Source organism: Streptomyces sp. NPDC004126 (genome assembly GCF_050275515.1).
In the GTDB taxonomy this organism is placed as follows: domain Bacteria; phylum Actinomycetota; class Actinomycetes; order Streptomycetales; family Streptomycetaceae; genus Streptomyces.
In genome coordinates, this window is record NZ_JBNNPF010000043.1 from 21,536 (window position 1) to 44,611 (window position 23,076).

Below are 23,076 nucleotides of genomic sequence, written 5' to 3' on the forward strand. Positions count from 1 at the left end.
AGAAGCGATGACCGTCTTCGTGGCCGGCCATGCGGAGCCGAGGCCGGACAGCGCCGCCTGGGTCGATGGGCTCACCGAGGACCTGGTCGAGGACCTCGACGACCTCTCTTCATCACCCCGGGACCTCAGGTCGGCATGGAAGGACGCCACCTTCAACGTCAACGCCCGGTTCGGGGTGGACCCGCAGGCCGCCGAGCTGGGCACGTGGGAGGCCGTGGTCGCTGCGGCGCAGCTGGGCTCCGCGCTGTTCCGTACGGCGGGGATGGCGGAGGGAACGACCGAGGTGCGCATCCACCACGCGATGCGCACCCTGCCGGCGGCGGGCCCCTCGTGGGACGCGAACGCAGAGGCATGGACCGAAGCGTTCTGGTACGCGATCATCACGCGGGACCAGCCCCGCATGACCGAGCTGTGCGAGCTCCCGATCGACGTCCTGCGCGCCTCGGGCGCCGACCACGACGACTACCTCTACCACTGGGTCGCCACCCTCCAGGCCTACTGGCTGAAGCGCCCCGAACTGGTCCCGGAACTGACCCTGACCTTCCAGCGCTCCCACCCCGACGTCGCCGTCATTGCCGGACGCGACTACATCCAGCAGGTCGCCTACCCGCCGATCAACCTCTTCTACAAGTTCCTCCAGAAGGACGAGGAAGGCTTCCACGCCACGCTCCTGGAATCCCTGGAACTCCACAAGCAGTACTGGACCGCCACCCCCGAACGCGCCAACGACATCGACGGCCTCGTCCCGATCGGCATCCTCGCCGTCACCTGCCTCGCCCACGACGGCGGCATCCCCGTCAACGTCGAGTCCCCCTACCTCCCCAAGCACCTCCTCAAGCGCTCCTGGCTCGGCGAGTTCGAGGTCTGATGCCCACGGTCCCCCCGGACGTCCGGGAATGGCACGACGGAAACCACCAGAACGCCTGCGGCCTCGCCGACATGCTCGGGGTCCCCGCCGCGGCGTACGAAGCCGACCCGACCACCCTGATTCTGCCCCTCCAGGACTACGTCCACAGGGCCCCGCTCGACGAGTTCGAGGAGTCGGACTGGATCACGTTCCACTGCGACCTGGTCGCATATCTCGCGGACGTGATGATCCGGTGTCACGGCGCCGCCTGGCGCACGGTCGACGCCCCCGGCACGCCGCCCGGGTACCACTGGGTGCTCGAAGCCCCCGGCCTGGACGGCGGCACCCACCGTCTCGACCCGTTCGCCGTGGTCGCCGGCGAGTTCCGCGACCCGCCCGTCGATATCGTGGGGATGCTCTCCACCGCCGCGCACGAACTCCACGTCTGCACCGACTGCGCGCACGACGGACAGGAACCGACCAGGTGACCGACACGCCCAAGCTCGCTACCGTCATGGCCGAGCTCGCGGACCTCGAAGACCCGAAGATCCGCGCCGTGAACGCGCGCCACGGCGACGACCACGCCGTGAACCTCACCAAGCTGCGCGCCCTCGCCAAACGCCTCAAGACGCAGCAGGACCTCGCCCGCGAGCTCTGGGCCACGGACGACAGCGCCGCCCGCCTCCTCGCGATCCTGATCTGCCGCCCCAAGGCGTACGACTTCACCGACCTGGACACCATGCTGCGCGGGGCCCGCACGCCCAAGGTGCACGACTGGCTCGTCGGCTACGTCGTCAAGAAGAGCCCGCACGCGGAGGAGCTGCGCCGGGCCTGGTTCGCCGACCCGGACCCGGTCGTCGCGAGCGCCGGCTGGGCGCTGACCACCGACCGGGTGGCGAAGAAGCCCGAGGGACTCGACCTCCCCGGCCTCCTCGACCTCATCGAGACGAACATGAAGGACGCCCCGGACCGCCTCCAGTGGGCGATGAACCACTGCCTCGCCCAGATCGGCATCGAACACCCCGCCCTCCGCGCCCGCGCGATCGCCATCGGCGAGCGCCTGGAGGTCCTCAAGGACTACCCGACCTCCCCGGGCTGCACCTCCCCGTACGCCCCGGCCTGGATCGGGGAAATGGTCCGCCGGTCCTCACCGTCAACCCCCTGAGGACGCCTCCAGGATCCGTACGAACGGCCGCCGCAACGCCACGGCGACGGGGCTGGAATCCGTACGCGCGTACTCCGCCAGGGCCGCCCGGGCAGCGCCCGCCGCCGGCCCCGGATCGGCACCGCTCAGCACGTCCTCGACGACCCGCACCACGAGCGCCGCGAGCTCCGCGAGCGGTGCCCGCGCCCGCGCCAGATCGGCCGCCGTCTCCTCCCGGCCCGCGAAAGCGGCCACCTCCCCGGCCAGCACCACCAGCTCCCCGGCGGCCCGGTCGACGGCGGCGATCCCGCGCGCCCGGACGCGTACGTCCTCCTGGTGCCGCCGCCGCAGCGGGTTGAACCGCATGGCCCGCTCGGCTTCCCGTGCCCGCTCGGCATCCGCGTGCACGGCTTCGGCGTGCTCCCGCACCAGGGCGAGGTTGTCCCGGGCCGTACCCGGCTCCCCGCCCACCACGGCGGCGGTGCCGGTCAGGGACCGGGTCACCCGCACCCGGCAGTCCTCGGCGATCCCGGCCAGCGCCCGGTACGGATCGGGCGGCCACAGCAGCGGCGCGAGCCCGACCGTCACCACCGCACCCGCAACCGTCTCCCACACCCGGTGCCAGGCGTACGCGTCCGGCGACGCACTCGCGAACACCAGCAGCGAGGACGCCGCCACCTGGATGTTCAGCCCGCCCGAGGCCCGCAGGAACATCCCCACCCCGAGCCCCAGCGCCACCACCACCGCGAGCGCGGCGGTCGAGGGCCTCAACAGGTTCACCACGGCGATCCCGATCAGCACCCCCGCCACCACCCCCAGCGACCGCTGCACCGAAGCCCCGAGCGCCGTCACCGGATCCCCGCGCAGGGCCACGAGCGGCACGACGGCCGCGTACACGGGCGGCTGATCGGCCCCGAGCCACAGGGCCACCTGCCACGCCGCGACGACGGTCACCACGATCCGCGCGGCCCCGGCCGCCTCCCCCCGGGGCACCCGCCCGAGCCCGCGCACACCACCCACAGGAGTCCCCTGACCCAGAGCCGACCCAAGACCCCCAGCCTCCGCCACCCACCCCCACTCCCCCACCATTGGGCCGAATGCAGCATGTCCGGATCCGGTCAACCACCCACGTTTTCCGGCCCTAACTCCCCCGTAACCCGTTTCGAATTCACGTTCGCAACAGTCGGCCGGTAAGAAGAGCCCCCTACATAGATCGATCTGCCGGGGGGCGGGACAACAGTGGCGGACCACATACCGATCAATCCGTGCACGATTCCTCAGTTCACCGGCGACCTCGACTCGTTGGAGCAGGACCGCACCGCGATCGCGGCCGCCGCGTCCACCCTCCGCGACACCGGCGCGAACGTCGACAACACCTTCCAGGGCCTGGCCTCCTTCTACTCCTCACCCGAAGCCGCCCAGCTCTTCGCCACCACCAACCGGGTGCAGACGGAAAGCGACTACTTCGCCGACCAACTCGAGGTCGCCGCCCAGGCCCTCGGCGAGTTCGCCACCGAAGCCCGCCCCATCGTGGCCCGCCTCAAACAACTCCAGGCACAGGCAACGGCCTTCACCAACACCATCCAGGGCGACGCCCACTGGAAGGACGACGGGAAGAAGACCGACGAGAACAACGACCTGATCCACGACGTCAACGCCGCAGCCGAAGCCTTCTGGGCCGCCGAACGCACCTGCGCCAGCAAGATCCGCGCCCTGTACGGCCGGCCCGCGCTCACCGTCGACGACGGCACGCACGCCGACGGCATGCACGGCTACCGCGCCGCTGACCTCAACAAGGTCCAGGACCTCCCCTGGGGCTCACAACTCCAGCAGTCCCACCGCTGGTACGACGTCGGCCACTGGGCGAAGTCCTTCATCTGGGACGGCCTCATCATGGACGGCATCGTGGGCACCGTCCACGGCCTGGGCACCCTCGTCGGATGGGACGGCTCCGCCGCCGCAGGCCAGGCCTGGACCGGCCTCGCCAAACTCGCCACCGGCATCGCCATCAGCAGCTCCCCCGGCACCGCCTTCGTCTTCTGGAACGCCGACGACAAGGCCATGCCCGCCTGGATCCGCGACTCCCGCAACACCATGAAGGAAACCGGCAAAGCCCTCGTCGCCTGGGACGAATGGGGCAAGAACCCCGCCCGCGCCGCAGGCGCCGTCACCTTCAACGCCCTCACCACCATCTTCTCCGGCGGCGTCGGCACCGGAGTCAAAACCGGCGGCATCGCCAAGACCATCAGCATCGCGGGCAAAGCCGGACGCCTCATCGACCCCATGACCTACGTCGGCCAAGCAGCCGGCAAAGCCGCATCCCTCACCTTCAGCAAACTCAAGATCGGCGAACTCCTCTCCAACCTCGGCAAAACCGCCGACGGCACCTTCCCCAAGGTCGACGACGTCACCTGGACCAACCTCCCCAAGGCCGACGCCCCCGGCGTCACCTTCCCCCACCCCAACGACACGGCCCGCCTCCCCGACGACGCCCTCGGCCGCCCCCAATACCTCGACAAGATCACCGGCCAACTCCTCGACCACAACGGCCTCCCCAAACAACACCTCACCGCTATACCCAAGGGCGCCGACCACCCCCTAGCCGAGGTCCCCACCCGCCAGGAAGCCACTGTCGGCGCCCCCGGCGGCGGCAGGCCTCACCCCCCGGGCAGCACCGCGGACAACATGCCGCACAACAGCCACACCGAACCTGGCGGCGGCGGCACTGGCAGCCACAGCAACACCGACACCACCCCCACCGGCGGCGGCCATACCGACACCCCCTCCATGGGCGGCCACGGCGATGGCTCCGGCGGCGTACACGTCGACAGTCCGACTGTCCCGCACCAGGGCGACGGGCTGAGGGGCGGACAGGCTCACCCCACGGGGGCTGCAGGTGACAACGCTCCTGGCCCCGCCGGGTGGGAGCGGGCTCGAGGGTCGGGCCCCCTCGAACTCGGAGGGAAGCTGGAGCAGCAATTCCGGGAACAGGTGCGCGGCCTTTCGACCAAGCAGGGCGATGTCCCTGCAATCCTTGAGACACTGGCTAATAATGCCGCGGGGCGAGAGGTTGCAGAGACCGTCGCCTCGGGAAGGTTCAGAGACTCCGAGGGATTCGGACGCGTCATCTCGAACCTCTCCAGGCCGGAGGATGCATCGGGGTGCATCGAGCAGATCCGTCTCGCCAACCGGTTGTACGATGATGGATTCACTGACATATCTTTCGAAATCAAAGATGGACATCAGATCAAGCCCGGCGTATTCACCGGTCCAGCTACAGATCTCGACGTGATGGTACGAGAGGCCAACGGCAGGATCCATGGTTGGCAGTTCAAGGACATGACGGGCCCCAAATCACCTGTCGAACCGCTTAAGATCAGACGCAACATCCTGAAGAGCATGGGCCAGCTACTGGATTCCAATGCGGATATCCAGACGCTCATAGCCGAAGTAAAGGCACCGAAGGCCGAGATGCTCGAACAGATCGACGAGTTCAAGCAGCGCTTCGAGTCAAAGAGAGTCCAGTTCGTCATCCGCACACCGGACGGAATTATTTTCGTTCCGCATGACGGTCACTTCACACCGGAGGTGAGGCCTTGATCGCCAGCACGCCCGTTGCCCGCTGGACCTGGGGGCGCGATACCGAATCCACCGACCTCACCCTGAGTTGTATTACTGATCTCATGGCCGCACACTCGATCCTCAGGGATCACCTGATGGCCTCAGGCCGAGCCGCGGTCCACATTTCCATTCCGGAGTGGGGAAATCCGAAGAGCCATCTACTTGAAGTCAACTTCAGCCTACCGATAGAGCAGCACCCATCCCAATCGATCGAATTCCTCTATCGGGAGACACAGAAGGCACTTCATCCGGGACTTATCGGATCCGTTGACGCGCGCGTATCCGGCGAGCCGGATGAGCACGCATTCCTTTTGCGAGCCTCCGCTGACGAAGGCTTCATCACCGTCGAACTGATCACATACTCGGACATCTGGATGAGGCATGACCTCAGAGGGAATGCCCAACCGGACTCTTACGCTGCCAACGCACCCAGACTATCAAGGGCCCTACAGCGCCTCGCCGAAACGCTCGACTCGGATACGGATCCGGAAGATCCAACCTATTTCGGCAAGCCAACCGAGACAGGTGTGGAGAATTTCTACGACAGGGACGGACACGCTTCCGACGTCTGGTCCAGCTTCGAGATGCCCTACCGAAAGCAACCCTTCCATCACGCCCCTGCTTTCGACGCCTCATACAAGCGAACTTCTGGTGGCGAAGTGCAGTACGTAGCCGTCTCGAATTCACACGGCGTGGTACTCGGATACGTCTGGGCTTCTGACGCCGAAGCAGCCGCGAGCTTCGAGCCCAGGGACTCGGCCGGCGAAGAAGGTTTCAAGGTTGGATACATCTGGTTGGAGCGGTTGAACGCCGCATATACACGCGGGCTATCACCCTCTCAAGCGCTCACCGAGCTCACCAGGCAACCAGAGTTTGATAAGCCCCGCAGTCTGGATCTTGCTTCACTTCGGGAAATCGCCAGCGAGGACCTACCGGCGTAGCGCCGCTTCAGCGCCCTGCGGGGCCGGGCCGAATTGTGAAACCCATCTGCTTCCATCGCCAAGTCCGGCGCCCCTGAGTCCAAGGAGGACAGCCTTGATTGCCGGCACAACCGTCGCGCGGTGGACGTGGGGAGAGTTCAGGCACGACACCGACTTGGTCCACGATGCCGTTCGGCGGTTCTTCGTGGCGCTCAGGATCCTCGCCCGGCACCAGCTCGGCACCCCGCACGGCGGGCTGGTGTCCGTGCGGGTTTCGGAAATGGGCGGCCGCAGCGATCTGCTCCATACGGACTTCCCCCTCGATGCTCGCGCGATCGGTACCGCAGCGGAGCCGCAGCTCGCCGAGTCCCTGGTGGAGCAGATCAGGCAGGGCATCGCCGCCGGCGCGATGGCCAGCGTGCACCTGTCCGCCGCCTGTGACGGCAGTGTGGAAACAGAGGTCTGCGCCGAGCCGGTGGAGGGCCTCTTCCACTTGGCCGCGCACACGTACGGGGAGTACTCCGTCGTCGACCTGACCACCTTCTCCGACGCCTGGATGCCGTTCGATCTGCGTGGGCGCGCGCAGGAGGCGGTGTGCGCGGCGAACCGGCCCCGACTGGCCGCCGCCCTCGTGGAGATGGCCGAGGTGTTCGGTCTGGAGACCGATCCCGACGACTCGACCTGGTTCGGCATTCCGACGGAGTCGGGGGTCGAGAACCACTTAGAGGACGACGACGGCACCCCGTCCGACGTATGGGGGCGGTTCGAGATCCCCTACCGGAACGGAATCTTCGGCCAGACCCCGAAGTTCACCGCCGGGTACGGGCGGCAGGCTTCGGGGCCCGTGCGGTACGTTCCCGTCGCCGGAGCCCGCGAGGTGCTGGGCTACCTCTGGGCCTCCGACTCCGAGAGCGCCGCCAGCTTCGAGCCGCGTGACGCCGCCGACCTCGACGCCTATCGGGCCGGGCTGGTCTGGCTGGAGCGGCTTCAGGACGCGTACGACCAGGGGCTGTCCCCGAGCGCGGCCCTCGCAGAGCTGGGCGGGAGTCCCGGTGATGCCGTGGCGGGGCTGCCCCAGCCGGAAGCCGCCGTCGAGGTCGGTGAGTTCGGAGAGCTCGCGCTACTCGCCCTGGAGTGAGGCCCCCGCCCCCGCCGCGTACTCCGCCAGGCCCTGCGGCGTCGCCCCCGCCCAGGCCACGTAGCCGTCCGGGCGGATGAGGAACACGCCGTCGCCGTACGCCTCGTACGCCGGGATGCGGACCGTGCGGGCGCCCGGGAGGGTGGCCTCCGGGGCGGTGCCCACCGTCAGCAGGGTCCAGTGCGGGCCGCGGAAGGCGTCGAAGAGGCGGGTGCCGCCGCGGACGCCGTCCGGGGCGCGGTCGCCGGCGCGGAGGGCGTCGGCCGGGAGGGCGGGGCGGGTTTCCACCGCGAGGGAGGAGTCCCGGTAGCCGAGGCCGAGCTGGCGGGTGGCGGCGCCCCGGCTGGCCTCGCCGCGGTGGATGCGGGTCGACAGGCCGAGCATCTCGGCGGCTACCGGGAGGCGCTCCTCCTCGTAGGTGGCGAGGAGGGACTCCGGGGCCGCCCCGCGCAGGACCGCGGCCAGCTTCCAGCCGAGGTTGTACGCGTCCTGCACGCTGGTGTTGAGCCCCTGCCCGCCCGCCGGGGAGTGGACGTGCGCCGCGTCGCCGACGAGGAAGATCCGCCCCTCCCGGAACCGGTCGGCCATCGCCGCGCGCGGCCGGAAGTCCGACGCCCAGCGGACTTCGGTGACGTCCGCCGGGTCGACGTGCGAGCGGGCGGCGATCAGGGTGCGGATGGCGGACGGGGAGAGGTCCACGGGGCCCTCGGACTGCGGGAGTGCGGCCGTGACCTGGAAGTCCTCCGTGCCCGCCAGCGGGCAGACCGCGAGGAAGCCGCCCGCGCCGTCGGCCGGCGGAAAGACGTGCCAGTTGTCGCGGTCGAGGCCGGTGATGCGTACGTCGGCCACCAGCATCGGGGTCGGGTCGACGGTCTCCCCCGTCATGCCGATGCCGAGCGCGCGCCGCACCGTGGAGCGCCCGCCGTCGGCGGCGACCGCGTACCGCGCCCGGACCGGCGGGCCCGAGGTGAACTCGGCCGTCACCCCGTCCGCGTCCTGCGTGATGCCGGCCAGCTCCCGGCCGAAGGCGACCTCGCCGCCCAGTTCGGCGAGGCGGGCGAGGAGGATCTCCTGGGTGCGCCACTGGGGGACCATCCAGGGCTCGGCGTAGGGGGTGGCCTCGTCGGCCGTGCCGGTCTCGTCGGGGTCGAGGATGGCGTGCTCGCCGACCCGCTTCCCGTCCTGCCAGATCATCCCGACCGGGTAGGGGCCGCCGGCCGCGCGGACCGCGTCGTACACGCCGAGGTCGTCGAAGACCTCCAGCGTGCGCGGCTGGATGCCCTTGCCGCGCGATCCGGGGAAGAGGCCGGCGGAGCGTTCCACGGCCATGGCCCGCACCCCGCGCCGGGCGAGGTCCACGGCGAGGGCGAGTCCGGCCGGGCCCGCGCCGACGATCAGTACGTCCGTCACGGCGTCCGTCACGGCGTCCGTCACTACGTCGGTCACTGCGTCCGTGTTCATCCCACTTCTCCTTAACGGTGTTAAGTAGCTGGCTCCACGAGGGTGCACTTAACGCTGTTAAACTGTCAAGCGTGGCTACCCGCAGATCCCCCAAGCTGGACAAGAAGCAGGCCGTCGAGACCTCCCTCCGCCTGCTGAACGACCTCGGCCTCGACGGCCTCAGCCTGCGCGCCATCGCCAAGGAGCTCGACGTCCAGGCACCCGCCCTGTACTGGCACTTCAAGAACAAGCAGGAGCTCCTCGACGAGATGGCGACGGAGATGTACCGCCGCATGACCGCCGCCGCCGCGCTCCCCCCGGACCTCCCCTGGCAGGACCGCCTCCTCACCGCCAACCGCGCCCTGCGCACCGCCCTGCTCCGCTACCGCGACGGCGCCAAGGTCTTCAGCGGCTCCCGCTTCACCGGCACCGAGCACGCCACGCAGATGGAAGAGCACCTGGCCGCCCTCACCGGCGCCGGGTTCACGCTCCCCCAGGCCGTCCGCGCCACCACCACCGCGTACTTCTTCACCCTCGGCTTCGTCACCGAGGAACAGGGCGTCGAACCGCTCCCCGGCGAACGCCGCGAGGGCTACGACGTCGCCGAACGCGCCGAACGCCTCGCCGACTTCCCCCTGTCCGCCGAAGCCGGGGCCGAGCTCTTCCAGGACTACGAGCAGGGCTTCGAGGAAGGCCTGCGCCTCGTGATCGCCGGCATCGAAGCCCGGTACGGGTACGGAGCCGCGTCATGACCGGACGCGACTACGGCTTCCTCGTCGCCGCCCCGCCCGATCCGGCCGCCCTCGGCCCGGTACTCGACGCCGTCTTCGCCCTCGGCGACGGGGCCGTCGAAGTCGGGCCCGCGGGAGAGAGCGACGGGTGGCGGTGGGACACCCCGGTCCAGTGCGAGATCACGTGGTTCGAGCCGGGGGACATCTCCTGCCAGCTCCTCCTCTACGCCGGCCCGGCCGTCCCGGACCCGCCGTCCGACGAGACGATCGCGCGGGCCCTGGCCGGGGGACTGGGTACGGCCGTCCTGCGGGAACACGCCACAGAGCCGTGGCTCTACCACGTACTGACCCCCGATGGCGGATCCACCATCGCCGCCGTCGAGGACCTCGACGGCGACGACCGCCCCGCCCTCCGCGTCACCGCCACCCAGGCCCGCGTCGCAGCCTTCCCCGACGCCGCCGTACGCGGGATCCCCGAGGCGGTGCGCACCGTGCCCTTCGCACCCCCGGGCACCGACCCCCGCCTGTGGGCCTGGGCCGACCTGATCGGCCGCATGGAAGCCGGGGGATGGCCGCCCCTGCGCTGGTACGGCGCCGGCATGTACGAGGAGGACCTCGACGCCAGGGACGCGCTGCGCGGCAGCGACCTGGAGGGCGATCCCCGCCTCGAAGCCCTCGACGCCCGCTTCCGGGCCGTCACCGTCGACGACGCCGGCCACGAGCTCGGCTCCGACCCGGCCACCGCGCCCTGGTACCGGCTGCGGCGGCCCGCCGTACTGCCGTGGCGGGTGCTGCTGCCCGCCGACCCGGAGGCGGCCGGCTGGCTGTGGAAGTGGGTCGAGGAAGGCGCCGAGGGCAAGCCCGGCGGCACCGACATGACCGACCTCGACCTCGGCGGCGCCGACCTGACCGGGGCCGACTTCTCCTCGTCCCTGTTCCTCGACACCAAGCTGGCCGGCGCCCGCCTCACCGGCACCGACTTCTACCGCACCCTCCTCCAGCGCGCCGACCTGTCCGGCGCCGACGCCACCGGCACCTGCTTCGTACGGGCCCAGCTCGACGACGCCGACCTGCGCGGCACCGTCCTCGACGGCGCCGACCTCGTACGCGCCGAGCTGTACGGGGCCGACGCGCGCGGCGCGAGCCTGCGCGGCGCCCGCATCCTGGGGGCGGGCCTGTACGACACCGACCTGCGCGGGGCCGACCTCAGCGGCGCGGTGCTCCAGGAGAACGGCTTCAAGGTGACGCTGGACGACGCCACCCGCGTGGCGGGCCTGACCGGCACCGTGTTCGGCCCGGCGGAACACGTCGCGGCCGACGGCACCCGCACCGCCCTCGCCGGCACCGCCCTGGAGGACTGGATCCGGGCGCGCGGGGGCGACGTACGGGTCATCGCCCCGCGCGGCCGCCGGCCCTGACCCGGAGTCCTCAGCGCAGCAGCACCGGCAGCGTGCGCAGTCCCCGGTGGCGCGGGTTGCGCCACCACAGCGGGCGGGCGGCCGGCGCGGCCGGACGCAGCTCCGGCCAGCGGGCGAGGAGCGCCCCGAAGGCGATCTCGGCCTGCAGCCGGGCCAGGGGTGCTCCGAGGCAGTGGTGGATGCCGTGCCCGAAGGCGAGGTGGCCGGCGGTGGGGCGGGAGGAGTCGAAGCGGTCGGGGTCGGCGAAGACGGCGGGGTCCCGGTTGGCCGACAGCATGGAGACCTGCACGAACTCCCCGGCGGGGACGGTGGTGCCGCCGATGGTCACGGGCTGCGTGGTGTAGCGCATGGTGGCGATGGAGAACGGGCTCTCGTGGCGCAGCACCTCCTCGATGAACGGGCCCGTCCGCCCGGCCGGGTCGGCGCGCAGCGCGGCCAGTTCGCGGGGGTGGGTGAGGAGGACGTGGACGCCGTTGGAGATGAGGTTGGCGGTGGTCTGGTGGCCGGCCGCCACCAGCAGGAACCCCATGGAGGTGATCTCCTGCTCGCTGAGCCGGTCGCCCTCGTCGCGGGCCGCGATCAGCGCGGTCAGCAGGTCGTCGCCGGGGTGGGCCCGCTTGAGGTCGATGAGCGCCCGGATGTGCCCCACCAGCGCCTCGGCGGTGTCGACGGAGACCTCCCCGTCGCCCTCCTCGCCGCTGAGGGTGGCGGCCCAGGCCTTGAGGACGCCCTCGGCGCCCTCGGTGGCGCCGAGCAGGTCGAAGACCACGGCGAGCGGCAGCGGCACGGCGAAGTCCCGCACCAGGTCGACGGCGGGCCCGCGCGCCTCCATCTCGTCCAGCAGCCTCCTCACGTGCCCCTCGATCACCGGCCGCAGCGCGGCCACCCGCCGTGCCGTGAACGCCTGCTGGACGAGGCGGCGCAGCCGGGTGTGGGCGGGCGGGTCGGAGTTGAGCATGTGCGCGGTCAGCGCCCGCCCCGGGCCGGGGCCCTCCTCGGAGCCGTCGCGCCGGTCGAAGACCTCGGTCGCGGCGTTCTTGCTCAGCCTGGGGTCGGCGAGCGCGGCCCGGCAGTCGGCGTGCCCGGTGACCACCCACCCCTCCAGCGGCGCCTCCCCGAGGATCCGCACCCGGTGCGCCCCGCCCGCCAGCTGCCGCCAGCGCCGGTAGTCGGGGTGGGGGTCGTCGAAGAAGGACACCGGCACCTCCTCAACGCCCATGCCGCACCGCCCCCTTGACCAGGCGCACGTCCTCCACCCCGAGCAGCCCGACCAGCGGCACCTTCGCCCGGCGCTGCGCGGGGTCGACCTCCAGCCCGGCGCCCCGGACGAGGTCCAGCAGCAGTTCGGCGAGCGGCATCACCATGTGCCGGCCCCAGCAGCGCTCGGAGGAGTGCCCGAAGGGCAGGTAGCCGGGGGCGGTGTCGGGGTCGAGGTGGTCCCACCGCCCGGGCCGGAAGGCGTCGGGGTCCTCCCAGAGCGCGAGGTCCCGGTGGGACAGCAGGGGCAGTACGAGTACGTCGTCCAGCTCGCCGATGCGCGCGTCGAGGGCCCCGTACTCGGGGGAGGCGTAGCGCAGGATGTTCCAGGAGGGCGGCAGCAGGCGGGCGGCCTCGTGGAGGACGTTGCGGTTCGAGGTGCCCTCGTCGAAGGGGGAGCCGAGCCAGAGGGCGTTCGCGACGAGGGTGGACACGGTGAAGCAGACGGGCGCGGCGGCCCTGCGGTAGATCCCCATCGCGTAACGCCGGTCGTGATATCCGCCGGCCTCGGCGAACAGCCGCGCAATTCCGCTCGACTCCGCGTTTCCCCTCCCCCTCCGGGGAATGGCGGCTCCGGCGGCTATCACCGACCAGGTGAGTTTCGGGGTCAGTTCCAGATTCCGGCTCATGAGAATGCGCAGGCGGCGCGGGTCGCTGCCGAGAATGAGGTCGCGCAGGAACAGGTGCCCGGTGAGGGGCCAGCTCCCGGTGAGGTCGACGCTCCTCACCAGGGGCCGCTCCAGGGCCTCCCGTACGTCCTTGCCGATGACGCGCATGACGGCGGAGGCCTCGTTGCGCTCGATGGAGCGGCCGTGCAGCGGCTTGAAGGTGGGGCGTTCGGTCTCGGTGGCACGGCGCGCGGCGAGGACCCTGTCGGCCAGCTCGTGGCCGGCGACGCCCATGGTGTCGGGCTCCAGGCGGAAGGCGTCCTGGCCGGTGTGCTCGCGCAGCAGGGCGGCCAGCCGGGGCGCGAACTGCGTGGTCCGCGCGGCCTGAACGGAGGCGATGGACATGCGGGGAACTCCGATGCAGCCGTCGGTCGGGGCCTCGGCGCCGCCCCGGCCGCCGGGCGACCGGGCGACCGGGGCGGCTGTGCCGGTCTAGTACCAGAAGTACCAGGCGCTCTTCTTGAGGCTCTTCTGACCGGAAACAGCGTTACGGATGGCGAAAAGCATCTTCATCGCCGTACCCCCTCTCCCAATCCATGGCTTGTGCCCGAATCAAAGGATCACGAACCCCCGCCGGAGGCGTACCGGCAACGGCCCGCTGAGAATGCGCCGCCACCGTAAGCACCCCCCGGACCCCAAAACAACGCCCCCTTGCCCTTTATGTACGCTCCTACCAACCCCACCCCCCAATTCCAGCCGCCCACCCCCGACTTCCCGCCGATATTGCACCGCGGCGAAACCCAGCCCGCCCCCACACCCTCCGCCCCGTCCCGCCGCCCCTGGCCGAAGCCACCCGCTCCCGGGCATGTCGATCTTGCGTTCGCATCAGCTCGCCGGTAGACAGGGCTCCGCTTGTAGATCGATCTGCCGGGGGGCGGGACAGCAGTGGCAGACCACATACCGATCAATCCGTGCACGATTCCTCAGTTCACCGGTGACCTGGACGCGTTGGAGCAGGACCGCGCGGCCATCGCCGCGGCCGCGTCCACCCTCCGCGACACCGGCGCGAACGTCGACAACACCTTCCAGGGCCTGGCCTCCTTCTACTCCGCACCGGAGGCCGCCCAGCTCTTCGCCACCACCAACCGGGTGCAGACGGAAAGCGACTACTTCGCCGACCAACTCGAGGTCGCCGCCCAGGCCCTCGGCGAGTTCGCCACCGAAGCCCGCCCCATCGTGGCCCGCCTCAAACAACTCCAGGCACAGGCAACGGCCTTCACCAACACCATCCAGGGCGACGCCCACTGGAAGGACGACGGGAAGAAGACCGACGAGAACAACGACCTGATCCACGACGTCAACGCCGCAGCCGAAGCCTTCTGGGCCGCCGAACGCACCTGCGCCAGCAAGATCCGCGCCCTGTACGGCCGGCCCGCGCTCACCGTCGACGACGGCACGCACGCCGACGGCATGCACGGCTACCGCGCCGCCGACCTCAACAAGATCCAGGACGTCCCCTGGGGCTCACAACTGGAGCAGTCCCACCGCTGGTACGACGTCGGCCACTGGGCCAAGTCCTTCATCTGGGACGGCCTCATCATGGACGGCATCGTGGGCACCGTCCACGGCCTGGGCACCCTCGTCGGATGGGACGGCTCCGCCGCCGCCGGCCAGGCCTGGACCGGCCTCGCCAAACTCGCCACCGGCATCGCCCTCAGCAGCTCCCCCGGCACCGCCTTCGTCTTCTGGAACGCCGACGACAAGGCCATGCCCGCCTGGTTCCGCGACTCCCGCAACACCATGAAGGAGACCGGCAAAGCCCTCGTCGCCTGGGACGAATGGGGCAAGAACCCCGCCCGCGCCGCCGGCGCCGTCACCTTCAACGCCCTTACCACCATCTTCTCCGGCGGCGTCGGCACCGGAGTCAAAACCGGCGGCCTCGCCAAGACCATCAGCATCGCGGGCAAAGCCGGACGCCTCATCGACCCCATGACCTACGTCGGCCAAGCAGCCGGCAAAGCCGCATCCCTCACCTTCAGCAAACTCAAGATCGGCGAACTCCTCTCCAACCTCGGCAAAACCGCCGACGGCACCTTCCCCAAGGTCGACGACGTCACCTGGACCAACCTCCCCAAGGCCGACGCCCCCGGCGTCACCTTCCCCCACCCCAACGACACGGCCCGCCTCCCCGACGACGCCCTCGGCCGCCCCCAATACCTCGACAAGGTCACCGGCCAACTCCTCGACCACAACGGCCTCCCCAAACACGACCTCACCGCTGTCCCCAAGGGCCCCGACCACCCCCTCGCCGAGGTCCCGAAGAAGCAGGAAGTCACCGTCAGCGGAGGCGCCCGTCATACAGACGCCACCAACCACACCCCGGGCGAAGGCACGACCCGCACCCCGGGCGGCACGGCGGATACCGTCCCACACAACAGCCACACCGAACCCAGCGGCAGCACCGGAGGCCACGGCAACCCCGACGCCACCCCCACCGGCAGCAGCCACGCCGAAACCCCCTCCACAGGCCGCCAGAGCAACGGCCCCGGCCCAACGAATGGCAACGGCAGCCATCAGAGCAGTAGTGGCGGCTCCGGCCCCACCGCAGCTTCCCGTCACGCCGCAGAGTATGAGCGGGCACGTTCGATACCGCCTGAGCAGCGGACACCTGCGGAACGGGCCGCCATCTCCCGAGAGCACGTGCGGCTCGTCAACGACGATGACGCCTGGCGCGAAAAGAATTACAACGACATCAGGCGTCGGCGCAGCATTTACCGAAAAGTCGACGGCCAGATCCTCCCCCAGCTCACCAAGAAGCCAGGGGGCGGATGGATGAACGTGGACGATCTCCCATTTGGCGACTCCGAGAAGTTCCGACTCGAACCATTGGAGCGAGGAAGAAGCACCGTACCGGACGACGCCGACCTCCAGCATCTCGACAAGGTTGCCGACGGGCGGAGAGCCGGCATGGAACTCACGGAGGCTCAGACCAAGTTCCAGGCGGACCCGATCATGTAGAAGCTGGAGGCCCTCCGACTGGCCAAGGAGTCCTTCACGGACCGGGCTGGGAGAGGAGTCTCGAACAACACCAAACTCGGCGAAGCGCTGGGCGAGGAGGCCGCCAGACGCCATATGCTGTTGCTGAAGGAGTTCGAAGGGGCCAGGGAGATTACAGACCTTCCCGAAACTCCCAACGGCTCACGCCGCTTCGACCAACTTTGGCGCACGAAGGACGGAAATCTTCTGGTTGTCGAGGCGAAGGCCCCCAATGGCGACCTCAAATGGCGCCAAGGCGCTGGAGACCTGGACGAAAAAACGCAGGTGAAGCAAGGAACTCTCGGATATGTTCGCACTGTCGCTTCCGACATGGAAACTCGCGCAATAGCGTCACCGAAGGACGGCAAATACGCAGAAGAAATCCGTATCGCCATCGAAAACAAGACCCTGCAATACGTGCTCGTGACTGCCGTCGAGAACAGCGGAACGTATGCTGGGGCCGAGCTCAAGTACTTCAAGATATTCGAGGAGTCATAAGGTGACTGCAACCGTTGCCCGGCACTCGTTCCCCACGGAACATGCCGCCGAGGGTCTTGCGGTGCTGACCAGAAGTGCGGGTCGGCTGATCGGCGGTCTGGAGGACCCGCCCTCCGATCTGGGAGACGCCCTGCGCCTGACACTGACGCTGGCGAAATCTCACTGCCTCTTGGACCCGGAGTCAGGCGAGCTGTCCACCTGGGAGGCCTGGGTGACCGCCATGCAAACCGGGTCCGCACTGTTCGCCGCAGCCACCTCGGGCGAAGCGTCCGTAACCTGCCGCATCGCGGACAAGGACCGGACACTGCCGACGGCGGGCACCCATCGCTACGCCGACGCAGGAGCCTGGCTGACGGCCTTCTATCTGGCGGCCGTCTGCCGCGAGAAAGAACGACTGACCGCGCTGTGCCGCATTCCCCTGTCCCTGCTTCACGCGGCCGACAACCAGTACGACGAGTATGTATACGCGTGGGTCGACACGCTCCAGACCTACTGGCTGGGCGGCTCCGGGCTGGGTCGCAAGCTGGTCGCCGCAGTCGACGGGACCGACCCTTCGGTCATCCCCACCGCCGACCATGAACTGACGGGTAAGATCATTTATCCCCCCATGGAGCTGTTCCACCGCATCATTCGCGGCGACAACGACGGTTTCAACAGGGCACTACTGGAAGCACTCCAGTGGCACAAGGAGTACTGGAGCGACGAGGACCGCGCCTTGCAGAGCACCGGCCTCGTAGCACTCGCACCGCTGGCCATGGCCTGCTTCGCCCATGACGCGGATTTCCCGATCGAGGTCCGGTCCGAGTACCTGCCGAAGTACCTGCTGGAACGCGCATGGGCTGGCGAATTCCCCACCTGACCGTACCCGTCCCCCGGCATGAGCTGCCCAATGGGCTGGGAGGTCGCGCCGAGGAGCTCGACAAGAGCACCGTGGCGAACGTCGAGTGGCTGGAGTCGCCGCCGGCGGGTTTCAGGCTGGCCTTCGGTACGGCGCTGCTCGCCGCCTTCACGCACTGCGGCGAAGACCCTCGTGCGGCCGACCTGCCCACCTGGGAGGCATGGGTGACGGCCACACAGGTCGGCTCCGCCCTCTTCGCCACCTCCACCGCGACGACCGGCACGGTGAAGTGCCGCATCACGGACCAGGTGCGGACCATCCGGGCGACCGGGCCCCAGTTCCACAGCAATGCGGAGAACTGGCTCAACGCCTTCTGGCTGACCATCGCCTGCGGCGAGCAGGAGCGGATGACCGCGCTGGCTCAGGTCCCGCTGGAGGTCCTGCGGGCTTCGGGTGCCGACTACGACGAGTACATCTACTCGTGGATCTCGGCCTTGCAGACTTGGTGGCTTCGCGGTGGCGATCTGGGCGGCCTGCTGAGCGCCGCGTTCGACGGTACCGATCCGGAGGAGCTCGAGGACGGCGACCGAGATCTCGTACTGCGGATCATCTACCCCCCGATGAACCTCTTCCTGCGCTACATCACCGGAGACCACGTTCGCTTCAACGAAGCCCTCGCCGATGCGCTCCGGCGGCACAAGGAGTACTGGACTCGTGTGGACGGAGGCACGAACACCGGCAACTGCAGCAGCTTCGTCGCCCTTGGCCCGCTGGCGATGGCCTGTCTGGCCCGCGACGCCGGATTCCCGCTGACCGTCGAGTCCGAGTACCTGCCGAAGCACCTCGTCGCCCGCAGCTGGGTCGGCGAGTTCGACACGATCAGTACGTGATCACCATCCCGGTAGCCGGACCGCCCCCGACGCGTCCAGCCTGATCGGCTCCGGGTCGGCGTCCTCGTAGAAGCGGAGGGTGCCCAGGGGGGCCGTGGGGGTGGTGAGGTGCGGGGTCAGGGCCGTGAGGAACTGCTCCACGTCCGGGAGGGACTCGGCGTGGACCTCCTGGCGGGCCGTGAGGGTCCAGCCGGTCGGGGTGCGGGTGAGGTGCGCGGTGCACTCGCCGCCGACGCGGTACGCCGGGCCGCGTTCCGCCAGCACCTTGAAGGGCGGGGGTATGTACGCGTCCAGGTCCTCGTCGTAGTGGCCGGCGTCCTCGCCGTACGGCTCCATGTGGTCCCGGATGAGGGCGAGGACCGGTTCCGGGGTGGAGGCGTCGAGGTCCAGGGCGAGTTCAAGGGCGTAGAGGTCGGCCATGCCGCCGAGCCTATGCGGCGGAGGAACCTGCGGGTGGCGGCGTGCGGTCGTGCACACCCCGAGCGCGGCACGGCAGCCGCCACCCCACGACCCGCACTCGTCAAGGCACAGGACCCTTGGCGTCCCCTCGCGACGAATCGCTCAACACCAGGGTGATCAACAGGTGACGAACCGTCAACACCTCGTTAGAGGTACACGCGCGGTTCCCGCATAAGCCCACAATTTTTCGGAGCCTGCTCTGGAGCCTCCGCCGCCCCGCCCGCCGCACGGTCGACCTCGCACCAGATGCGCTTGCCCGCGCCCTCGCGCTGCCAGCCCCAGCGGTCCGCGAGGCCGTCCACCAGCTCCAGGCCGCGCCCGCCGGTGTCCTCGCCGCCGGCCTGCCGCCGGGCCGGGGCGCGGTCGCTGGCGTCGGCCACCTCGACCCGTACGCCCGGCCCCCCGAACAGCATCCGGAGCACGGCCGGACAGCCCGTGTGCACGACCGCGTTCGTGACCAGCTCGGAGATCAGCAGGATCAGCGTCTCGGCGAGCGGTTCGTCGTCCCCCATCCCCGAGCCGGCCAGCCGGGACCGCGCCCACCGGCGCGCCCGGCCGACCTCGGCGGGGTCGGGTCCTACCTCAAGCTGTACCTGAAGCACCTGCACCGCTCACACCATCCGAACCGGCGGACACTTCGCCTCGCGACAGGATGGGATCACCGACCGTGATCCCCGTGCCGAGCAGCATGGTTGACATACAGTCACCACAACAAGCGCTTCGGGCATATTCCAGCGCGAAGGAGTAGGCGTGGTGCATACTGTGCGACGCTCACGCCGCTCAACCGCTCGCATCGTGGGAGCGTATCGCGGCACGCCCCCGCCTCCGGGCCGCATCGAGCCGGGCGAAGGACACAAACCGATATCAACTCTCTGTAATCGGACATGCGTCCCGCGCCGTCCCTCCCGTGCCCTTCCATCACACGGTGCTACCCGCCGACGCCTCCGCCAGCAGGGCCTCCGCGAGGAGTTCCTCCGCCCCCGCCGCCGTGCGCCACTGCTCCGCCCGCACCCAGGCCCGCTTCAGGTGCAGGTGGACGTCCGCCTCCCACGTGAAGCCCATCCCGCCGTACACCTGGAGGCAGTCCCGCGCCCCCCGCACCGCCGCCCCGTCCGCGAGCAGCTTCGCCGCGGCGATCTCCGCCGGGTCACCGGTGACCGCCGCCGCGTAGACCGCGGTACGGGCCACCTCGGCCCGCACCAGCATCCCCGAGCACAGGTGCTTGACGGCCTGGAAGCCCCCGATGGGCTGCCCGAACTGCTCGCGCTCCCCCGCGTACCGCACCGCCAGCTCCACCGTCCGCAGCGCGCTCCCGACCTGGAGCGCCGCCGTCAGCAGCGCCCCCGCGTCCCGGTACCCGGCCGGGAGCACGCCCGGGGCACGCCACAGCGGGGTCAGCGGGTCCGCCGAGCGCACCGGCACCCCGGCCGGCACCTCCGGCATCCCCAGCACGGCGTCGGCCCCGCCCAGGTGGGCCACCAGCGGCCCGTCCAGGTCGAAGGCCGTCACCACCGCCGTGCCCGATGCCGCCCCCGGGACCACTCCGGCGGCCAGGTGCGTGGCCACCAGCGGCCCGGGCAGCAGCACCCGCCCGGCCTCCTCGAAGACGAGCACCGCCTCCGGCAGGCCGAGCCCCACCCCGCCCTCGGACTCCGGCAGCCGGAGGGAGAAGAAGCCCGCCTCCCCCAGCTCCCGCCAGAGCACCCGGTCGACGTCCGCGCCCCGGTCCAGCGACGACCGCAGCGCCTCGCGCCCGTACCGCCCCGCGAGGAGCTCCCGGACGCCCGCCCGCACGTCCCGCTGGTCCTGCGTCAGCCGGAAGTCCACGACCGCTCACCGCCCCTTCGGGAGGCCGAGGATCCGCTCGGCCACGATGTTGTGCTGGATCTGCGAGGTGCCCGCCGCGATGGTGTACGACAGCGAGGAGAGCCGCTCCGCCGTCCAGTCCTCCTCCAGCGACAGGGACTCCGCGCCCAGGACCTCCGCGGCCGCCTCGTACAGCTCCTGCCGGGCGTGCGAGTACGCCAGCTTGAAGACGCTGCCGCCCGTGCCCGGGACGCCGCCCGAGCCCTGCGCCTCGCTGACGTTCCACTGCGTGAGCCGCCACAGCGCCCCGAACTCCCCGTACAGCCGCCCCAGCCGGCGCCGCAGCACCGGGTCGTCCCAGCGGCCGTTCTCCTGCGCGGCCCGGGCCAGCGCGCCCAGCGTCCGCCGGCAGGCGACGACCTCCCCGACGAAAGCGGTGCCGCGCTCGAAGGACAGGGTCACCATCGTGACCCGCCAGCCGTCGTTCTCGGCGCCGACCCGGTTCGCCGCGGGAACCCGGACCTCGTCCAGGAACACCTCCGCGAACTCGGCCGACCCCGCGAGCGTGCGCAGCGGCCTGACCGTGACGCCCGGCGCGTCCATCGGCATCGCCAGCCAGGTGATCCCACGGTGCTTGGGCGCGGCCGGGTCGGTGCGCACCAGCAGCTCGCACCAGTCGGCGACCTCGGCGTGCGAGGTCCAGATCTTGGAGCCGGTGACCACGTACGCGTCCCCGTCGCGCACCGCGCGGGTGCGCAGGGAGGCCAGGTCGGAGCCGGCGCCGGGCTCGCTGAAGCCCTGGCACCACACCTCGTCCCCGCGCAGTACGGGCGGCAGCCAGCGCGCCCGCTGCTCGGGGGTGCCCTCGGCGGCGATGGTCGGTCCCGCGTGCAGCAGGCCGACGAAGTTCGCGCCGACGTACGGGGCGCCGGCGCGCTCGGTCTCCTCCAGGAAGATCAGGTGCTGGGTCGGGGTGGCGCCGCGCCCGCCGGCGTCGACGGGCCAGTGCAGGCCCGCGTACCCGGCGTCGTACAGCCGCCGCTGCCAGCCCAGGTCGTAGGCGCGCCGGCCGGGCCAGTCGTCGGGCGAGGGCTTGGCGGGCAGCTCGGGCAGCACCTTGGCGAGCCATTCGCGCAGCCGGGCGCGGAAGTCCCGTTCCTCCTCGGTGTGGGAGAGGTCCATGTCAGACCAGGTCCAGGCCGAGCATGCGGATGGCGTTGCCGCGCATCAGCTTGTAGACGGTCTCCTCGTCGAGGCCCTTGACGTGGTCGAGGGCGACCTCCTTGGTGTGCGGGAAGGTCGAGTCGACGTGCGGGTAGTCGGTCTCGAAGGTGGCGTTGTCGCGGCCGACGACGTCGAGCGAGGCGATGCCGTGCTTGTCGCGGAAGAAGCAGCAGTAGATCTGCCGGTAGTAGTACGTGGACGGCGGCTCGGGGATGAGGTCGCGGACCCCGCCCCAGGCGCGGTGCTCCTGCCAGACGTCGTCGGCGCGCTCCAGGGCGTACGGGATCCAGCCCATCTGGCCCTCGCTGTAGGCGAGCTTCAGCGTCGGGAACTTGACCAGCACCCCGCTGAAGAGGAAGTCCATCATCGAGGCCATGGCGTTGTTGAAGCTCAGCGAGGCCTGGACGGCGGGCGGCGCGTCGGGGGAGGCGGCGGGCATCTGGGAGGAGGACCCGATGTGCATGTTGACGACCGTGCCGGTCTCCTGGCAGACGGCGAAGAAGGGGTCCCAGTACCCGGAGTGGATGGAGGGCAGCCCCAGGTAGGTGGGGATCTCGGAGAAGGTGACGGCCCGGACCCCGCGGGCGGCGTTGCGGCGGATCTCGGCGACGGCGAGGCCGATGTCCCAGAGGGGGATGATGCACAGCGGGATCAGCCGGCCGCCGCTGTCGCCGCACCACTCCTCGACCATCCAGTCGTTGTACGCGCGCACGCAGGCCAGCGCCACCTCCTTGTCCTTGGCCTCGGCGAAGGTCTGCCCGCAGAAGCGCGGGAAGGTCGGGAAGCAGAGGGAGGCCTCGACGTGGTTGAGGTCCATGTCGAGGAGCCGCGCCTTGGGATCCCAGCAGCCGCGGCGCATCTCCTCCCGGGTGATGCCCTCCAGGGTCATGTCGTCGCGGTCGAAGCCGACGGCGGCGATGTTGCGCTTGTACGGGAACTTCAGGTCCTCGTAGATCCACCAGTCGGTGGGCGGGCCGTCGGGGTCCATGGAGATCACGTACTTGCCGCCGGTGTACTGCAGCTCCCCGATCCCGGCGGTGAGGGCCTTGGGGCCGCGGTCGCGGTACTTCGCGGGCAGCCACACGTCGAAGAGGTGGGCGGGCTCGATCACGTGGTCGTCGACGCTGATGATCCGAGGCAGTTCCAGTGCCATGGGCGCGCGCTCCTTCTCCCCAATCTGATGCATCGTCAGAAACAAGCT

Annotated in this window: 22 protein-coding genes; 12 read left to right on the top strand and 10 right to left on the bottom strand. The window is 70.2% G+C overall.

Annotated features, from left to right (window positions below):
- Positions 1 to 7: 7 nt before the first annotated feature.
- The 3 genes from ACQKM2_RS30895 to ACQKM2_RS30905 are packed head-to-tail and all read left to right on the top strand — an operon-like array spanning position 8 to position 2,012.
- A complete protein-coding gene (locus ACQKM2_RS30895; protein ID WP_427715508.1) occupies positions 8 to 868 on the top strand; it encodes an immunity 49 family protein in 861 nt (286 codons plus the stop codon).
- Positions 868 to 1,335, top strand: coding sequence for a hypothetical protein (locus ACQKM2_RS30900; RefSeq protein WP_427715510.1), 468 nt, complete (start codon positions 868 to 870; stop codon positions 1,333 to 1,335). The genes ACQKM2_RS30895 and ACQKM2_RS30900 overlap by 1 nt, the downstream gene beginning before the upstream one ends.
- Positions 1,336 to 1,361: 26 nt before the next feature.
- Positions 1,362 to 2,012, top strand: coding sequence for a DNA alkylation repair protein (locus ACQKM2_RS30905; protein ID WP_427715596.1), 651 nt, complete (start codon positions 1,362 to 1,364; stop codon positions 2,010 to 2,012).
- On the opposite strand, the gene ACQKM2_RS30910 is transcribed toward ACQKM2_RS30905, so the two are convergent.
- Positions 2,001 to 3,011, bottom strand: coding sequence for an FUSC family protein (locus ACQKM2_RS30910; RefSeq protein ID WP_427715513.1), 1,011 nt, complete (start codon positions 3,009 to 3,011; stop codon positions 2,001 to 2,003). The two genes, ACQKM2_RS30905 and ACQKM2_RS30910, sit on opposite strands and share 12 nt — an antisense overlap.
- Positions 3,012 to 3,230: 219 nt before the next feature.
- On the opposite strand from ACQKM2_RS30910, the gene ACQKM2_RS30915 reads away from it, so the two are divergent.
- From ACQKM2_RS30915 to ACQKM2_RS30925, 3 genes are all read left to right on the top strand, one after another.
- Positions 3,231 to 5,591 (top strand): hypothetical protein, encoded by a 2,361-nt coding sequence (locus tag ACQKM2_RS30915; protein WP_427715516.1) that lies wholly within the window; start codon positions 3,231 to 3,233, stop codon positions 5,589 to 5,591.
- A complete protein-coding gene (locus ACQKM2_RS30920) occupies positions 5,588 to 6,553 on the top strand; it encodes a hypothetical protein (RefSeq protein WP_427715519.1) in 966 nt (321 codons plus the stop codon). The genes ACQKM2_RS30915 and ACQKM2_RS30920 overlap by 4 nt, the downstream gene beginning before the upstream one ends.
- Before the next feature lie 94 nt (positions 6,554 to 6,647).
- Positions 6,648 to 7,670 (top strand): hypothetical protein, encoded by a 1,023-nt coding sequence (locus ACQKM2_RS30925; RefSeq protein WP_427715522.1) that lies wholly within the window; start codon positions 6,648 to 6,650, stop codon positions 7,668 to 7,670.
- Here the strand turns inward: ACQKM2_RS30925 and ACQKM2_RS30930 are convergent.
- A complete protein-coding gene (locus ACQKM2_RS30930) occupies positions 7,653 to 9,131 on the bottom strand; it encodes an FAD-dependent oxidoreductase (RefSeq protein WP_427715525.1) in 1,479 nt (492 codons plus the stop codon). The two genes, ACQKM2_RS30925 and ACQKM2_RS30930, sit on opposite strands and share 18 nt — an antisense overlap.
- A 71-nt stretch (positions 9,132 to 9,202) precedes the next feature.
- Between ACQKM2_RS30930 and ACQKM2_RS30935 the strand changes: the two genes are divergently transcribed.
- Positions 9,203 to 9,862, top strand: a complete 660-nt coding sequence (locus ACQKM2_RS30935) for a TetR/AcrR family transcriptional regulator (RefSeq protein ID WP_427715527.1) — start codon at positions 9,203 to 9,205, stop codon at positions 9,860 to 9,862.
- Positions 9,859 to 11,259 (top strand): pentapeptide repeat-containing protein, encoded by a 1,401-nt coding sequence (locus tag ACQKM2_RS30940; protein WP_427715529.1) that lies wholly within the window; start codon positions 9,859 to 9,861, stop codon positions 11,257 to 11,259. Before ACQKM2_RS30935 ends, ACQKM2_RS30940 begins: the two co-directional genes overlap by 4 nt.
- A 10-nt stretch (positions 11,260 to 11,269) precedes the next feature.
- Here ACQKM2_RS30940 and ACQKM2_RS30945 read toward each other — a convergent pair whose 3' ends face one another.
- The 3 genes from ACQKM2_RS30945 to ACQKM2_RS30955 form a co-directional block, all read right to left on the bottom strand.
- Positions 11,270 to 12,478 (bottom strand): cytochrome P450 family protein, encoded by a 1,209-nt coding sequence (locus ACQKM2_RS30945; protein ID WP_427715532.1) that lies wholly within the window; start codon positions 12,476 to 12,478, stop codon positions 11,270 to 11,272.
- Positions 12,468 to 13,529: a cytochrome P450 gene (locus tag ACQKM2_RS30950; protein ID WP_427715534.1), complete on the bottom strand. Its 1,062-nt coding sequence runs from the start codon at positions 13,527 to 13,529 to the stop codon at positions 12,468 to 12,470. Before ACQKM2_RS30950 ends, ACQKM2_RS30945 begins: the two co-directional genes overlap by 11 nt.
- An 87-nt stretch (positions 13,530 to 13,616) precedes the next feature.
- Positions 13,617 to 13,697, bottom strand: a complete 81-nt coding sequence (locus ACQKM2_RS30955) for a tryptorubin family RiPP precursor (protein WP_221265269.1) — start codon at positions 13,695 to 13,697, stop codon at positions 13,617 to 13,619.
- Positions 13,698 to 14,069: 372 nt separating this feature from the next.
- Here ACQKM2_RS30955 and ACQKM2_RS30960 point away from each other — a divergent pair, with 372 nt between their 5' ends.
- The 4 genes from ACQKM2_RS30960 (at position 14,070) to ACQKM2_RS30975 (ending at position 18,386) form a co-directional block, all read left to right on the top strand.
- The gene (locus ACQKM2_RS30960) at positions 14,070 to 16,142 is read left to right on the top strand and encodes a hypothetical protein (RefSeq protein WP_427715535.1); all 2,073 of its coding nucleotides are present in this window, start codon (positions 14,070 to 14,072) and stop codon (positions 16,140 to 16,142) included.
- Positions 16,143 to 16,262: 120 nt separating this feature from the next.
- Positions 16,263 to 16,658 (top strand): hypothetical protein, encoded by a 396-nt coding sequence (locus ACQKM2_RS30965; RefSeq protein WP_427715537.1) that lies wholly within the window; start codon positions 16,263 to 16,265, stop codon positions 16,656 to 16,658.
- A 1-nt stretch (position 16,659) separates the two neighbouring features.
- Positions 16,660 to 17,517 (top strand): immunity 49 family protein, encoded by an 858-nt coding sequence (locus ACQKM2_RS30970; RefSeq protein WP_427715538.1) that lies wholly within the window; start codon positions 16,660 to 16,662, stop codon positions 17,515 to 17,517.
- Positions 17,493 to 18,386 carry an immunity 49 family protein gene (locus ACQKM2_RS30975; protein WP_427715541.1) on the top strand — a complete coding sequence of 298 codons (894 nt, stop codon included), beginning with the start codon at positions 17,493 to 17,495 and terminating at the stop codon, positions 18,384 to 18,386. The genes ACQKM2_RS30970 and ACQKM2_RS30975 overlap by 25 nt, the downstream gene beginning before the upstream one ends.
- Here the strand turns inward: ACQKM2_RS30975 and ACQKM2_RS30980 are convergent, their stop codons facing one another.
- The 5 genes from ACQKM2_RS30980 to ACQKM2_RS31000 form a co-directional block, all read right to left on the bottom strand.
- Entirely contained in the window at positions 18,387 to 18,806 is a 420-nt protein-coding gene (locus tag ACQKM2_RS30980) for a hypothetical protein (protein ID WP_427715542.1), read from the bottom strand.
- Positions 18,807 to 18,991: 185 nt separating this feature from the next.
- Complete coding sequence (locus ACQKM2_RS30985; RefSeq protein WP_427715544.1) at positions 18,992 to 19,453, bottom strand: ATP-binding protein; 462 nt, start codon at positions 19,451 to 19,453, stop codon at positions 18,992 to 18,994.
- Between the two features lie 310 nt (positions 19,454 to 19,763).
- Complete coding sequence (locus tag ACQKM2_RS30990; protein ID WP_427715546.1) at positions 19,764 to 20,672, bottom strand: acyl-CoA dehydrogenase family protein; 909 nt, start codon at positions 20,670 to 20,672, stop codon at positions 19,764 to 19,766.
- Between the two features lie 6 nt (positions 20,673 to 20,678).
- Positions 20,679 to 21,833: an acyl-CoA dehydrogenase family protein gene (locus ACQKM2_RS30995; RefSeq protein WP_427715548.1), complete on the bottom strand. Its 1,155-nt coding sequence runs from the start codon at positions 21,831 to 21,833 to the stop codon at positions 20,679 to 20,681.
- A gap of 1 nt (position 21,834) precedes the next feature.
- The gene (locus ACQKM2_RS31000; RefSeq protein ID WP_427715550.1) at positions 21,835 to 23,028 is read right to left on the bottom strand and encodes an amidohydrolase family protein; all 1,194 of its coding nucleotides are present in this window, start codon (positions 23,026 to 23,028) and stop codon (positions 21,835 to 21,837) included.
- Between the last annotated feature and the right edge of the window lie 48 nt (positions 23,029 to 23,076).

Coding starts and splice junctions, on each gene's coding strand:
- ACQKM2_RS30895 (WP_427715508.1), top strand. CDS start 8: ATGACCGTCTTCGTGGCCGGCCATGCGGAGCCGAGGCCGGACAGCGCC.
- ACQKM2_RS30900 (WP_427715510.1), top strand. CDS start 868: ATGCCCACGGTCCCCCCGGACGTCCGGGAATGGCACGACGGAAACCAC.
- ACQKM2_RS30905 (WP_427715596.1), top strand. CDS start 1,362: ATGGCCGAGCTCGCGGACCTCGAAGACCCGAAGATCCGCGCCGTGAAC.
- ACQKM2_RS30930 (WP_427715525.1), bottom strand. CDS start 9,131: ATGAACACGGACGCAGTGACCGACGTAGTGACGGACGCCGTGACGGAC.
- ACQKM2_RS30940 (WP_427715529.1), top strand. CDS start 9,859: ATGACCGGACGCGACTACGGCTTCCTCGTCGCCGCCCCGCCCGATCCG.
- ACQKM2_RS30945 (WP_427715532.1), bottom strand. CDS start 12,478: ATGGGCGTTGAGGAGGTGCCGGTGTCCTTCTTCGACGACCCCCACCCC.
- ACQKM2_RS30950 (WP_427715534.1), bottom strand. CDS start 13,529: ATGTCCATCGCCTCCGTTCAGGCCGCGCGGACCACGCAGTTCGCGCCC.
- ACQKM2_RS30955 (WP_221265269.1), bottom strand. CDS start 13,697: ATGAAGATGCTTTTCGCCATCCGTAACGCTGTTTCCGGTCAGAAGAGC.
- ACQKM2_RS30975 (WP_427715541.1), top strand. CDS start 17,493: ATGGGCTGGCGAATTCCCCACCTGACCGTACCCGTCCCCCGGCATGAG.
- ACQKM2_RS30980 (WP_427715542.1), bottom strand. CDS start 18,806: ATGGCCGACCTCTACGCCCTTGAACTCGCCCTGGACCTCGACGCCTCC.
- ACQKM2_RS30995 (WP_427715548.1), bottom strand. CDS start 21,833: ATGGACCTCTCCCACACCGAGGAGGAACGGGACTTCCGCGCCCGGCTG.
- ACQKM2_RS31000 (WP_427715550.1), bottom strand. CDS start 23,028: ATGGCACTGGAACTGCCTCGGATCATCAGCGTCGACGACCACGTGATC.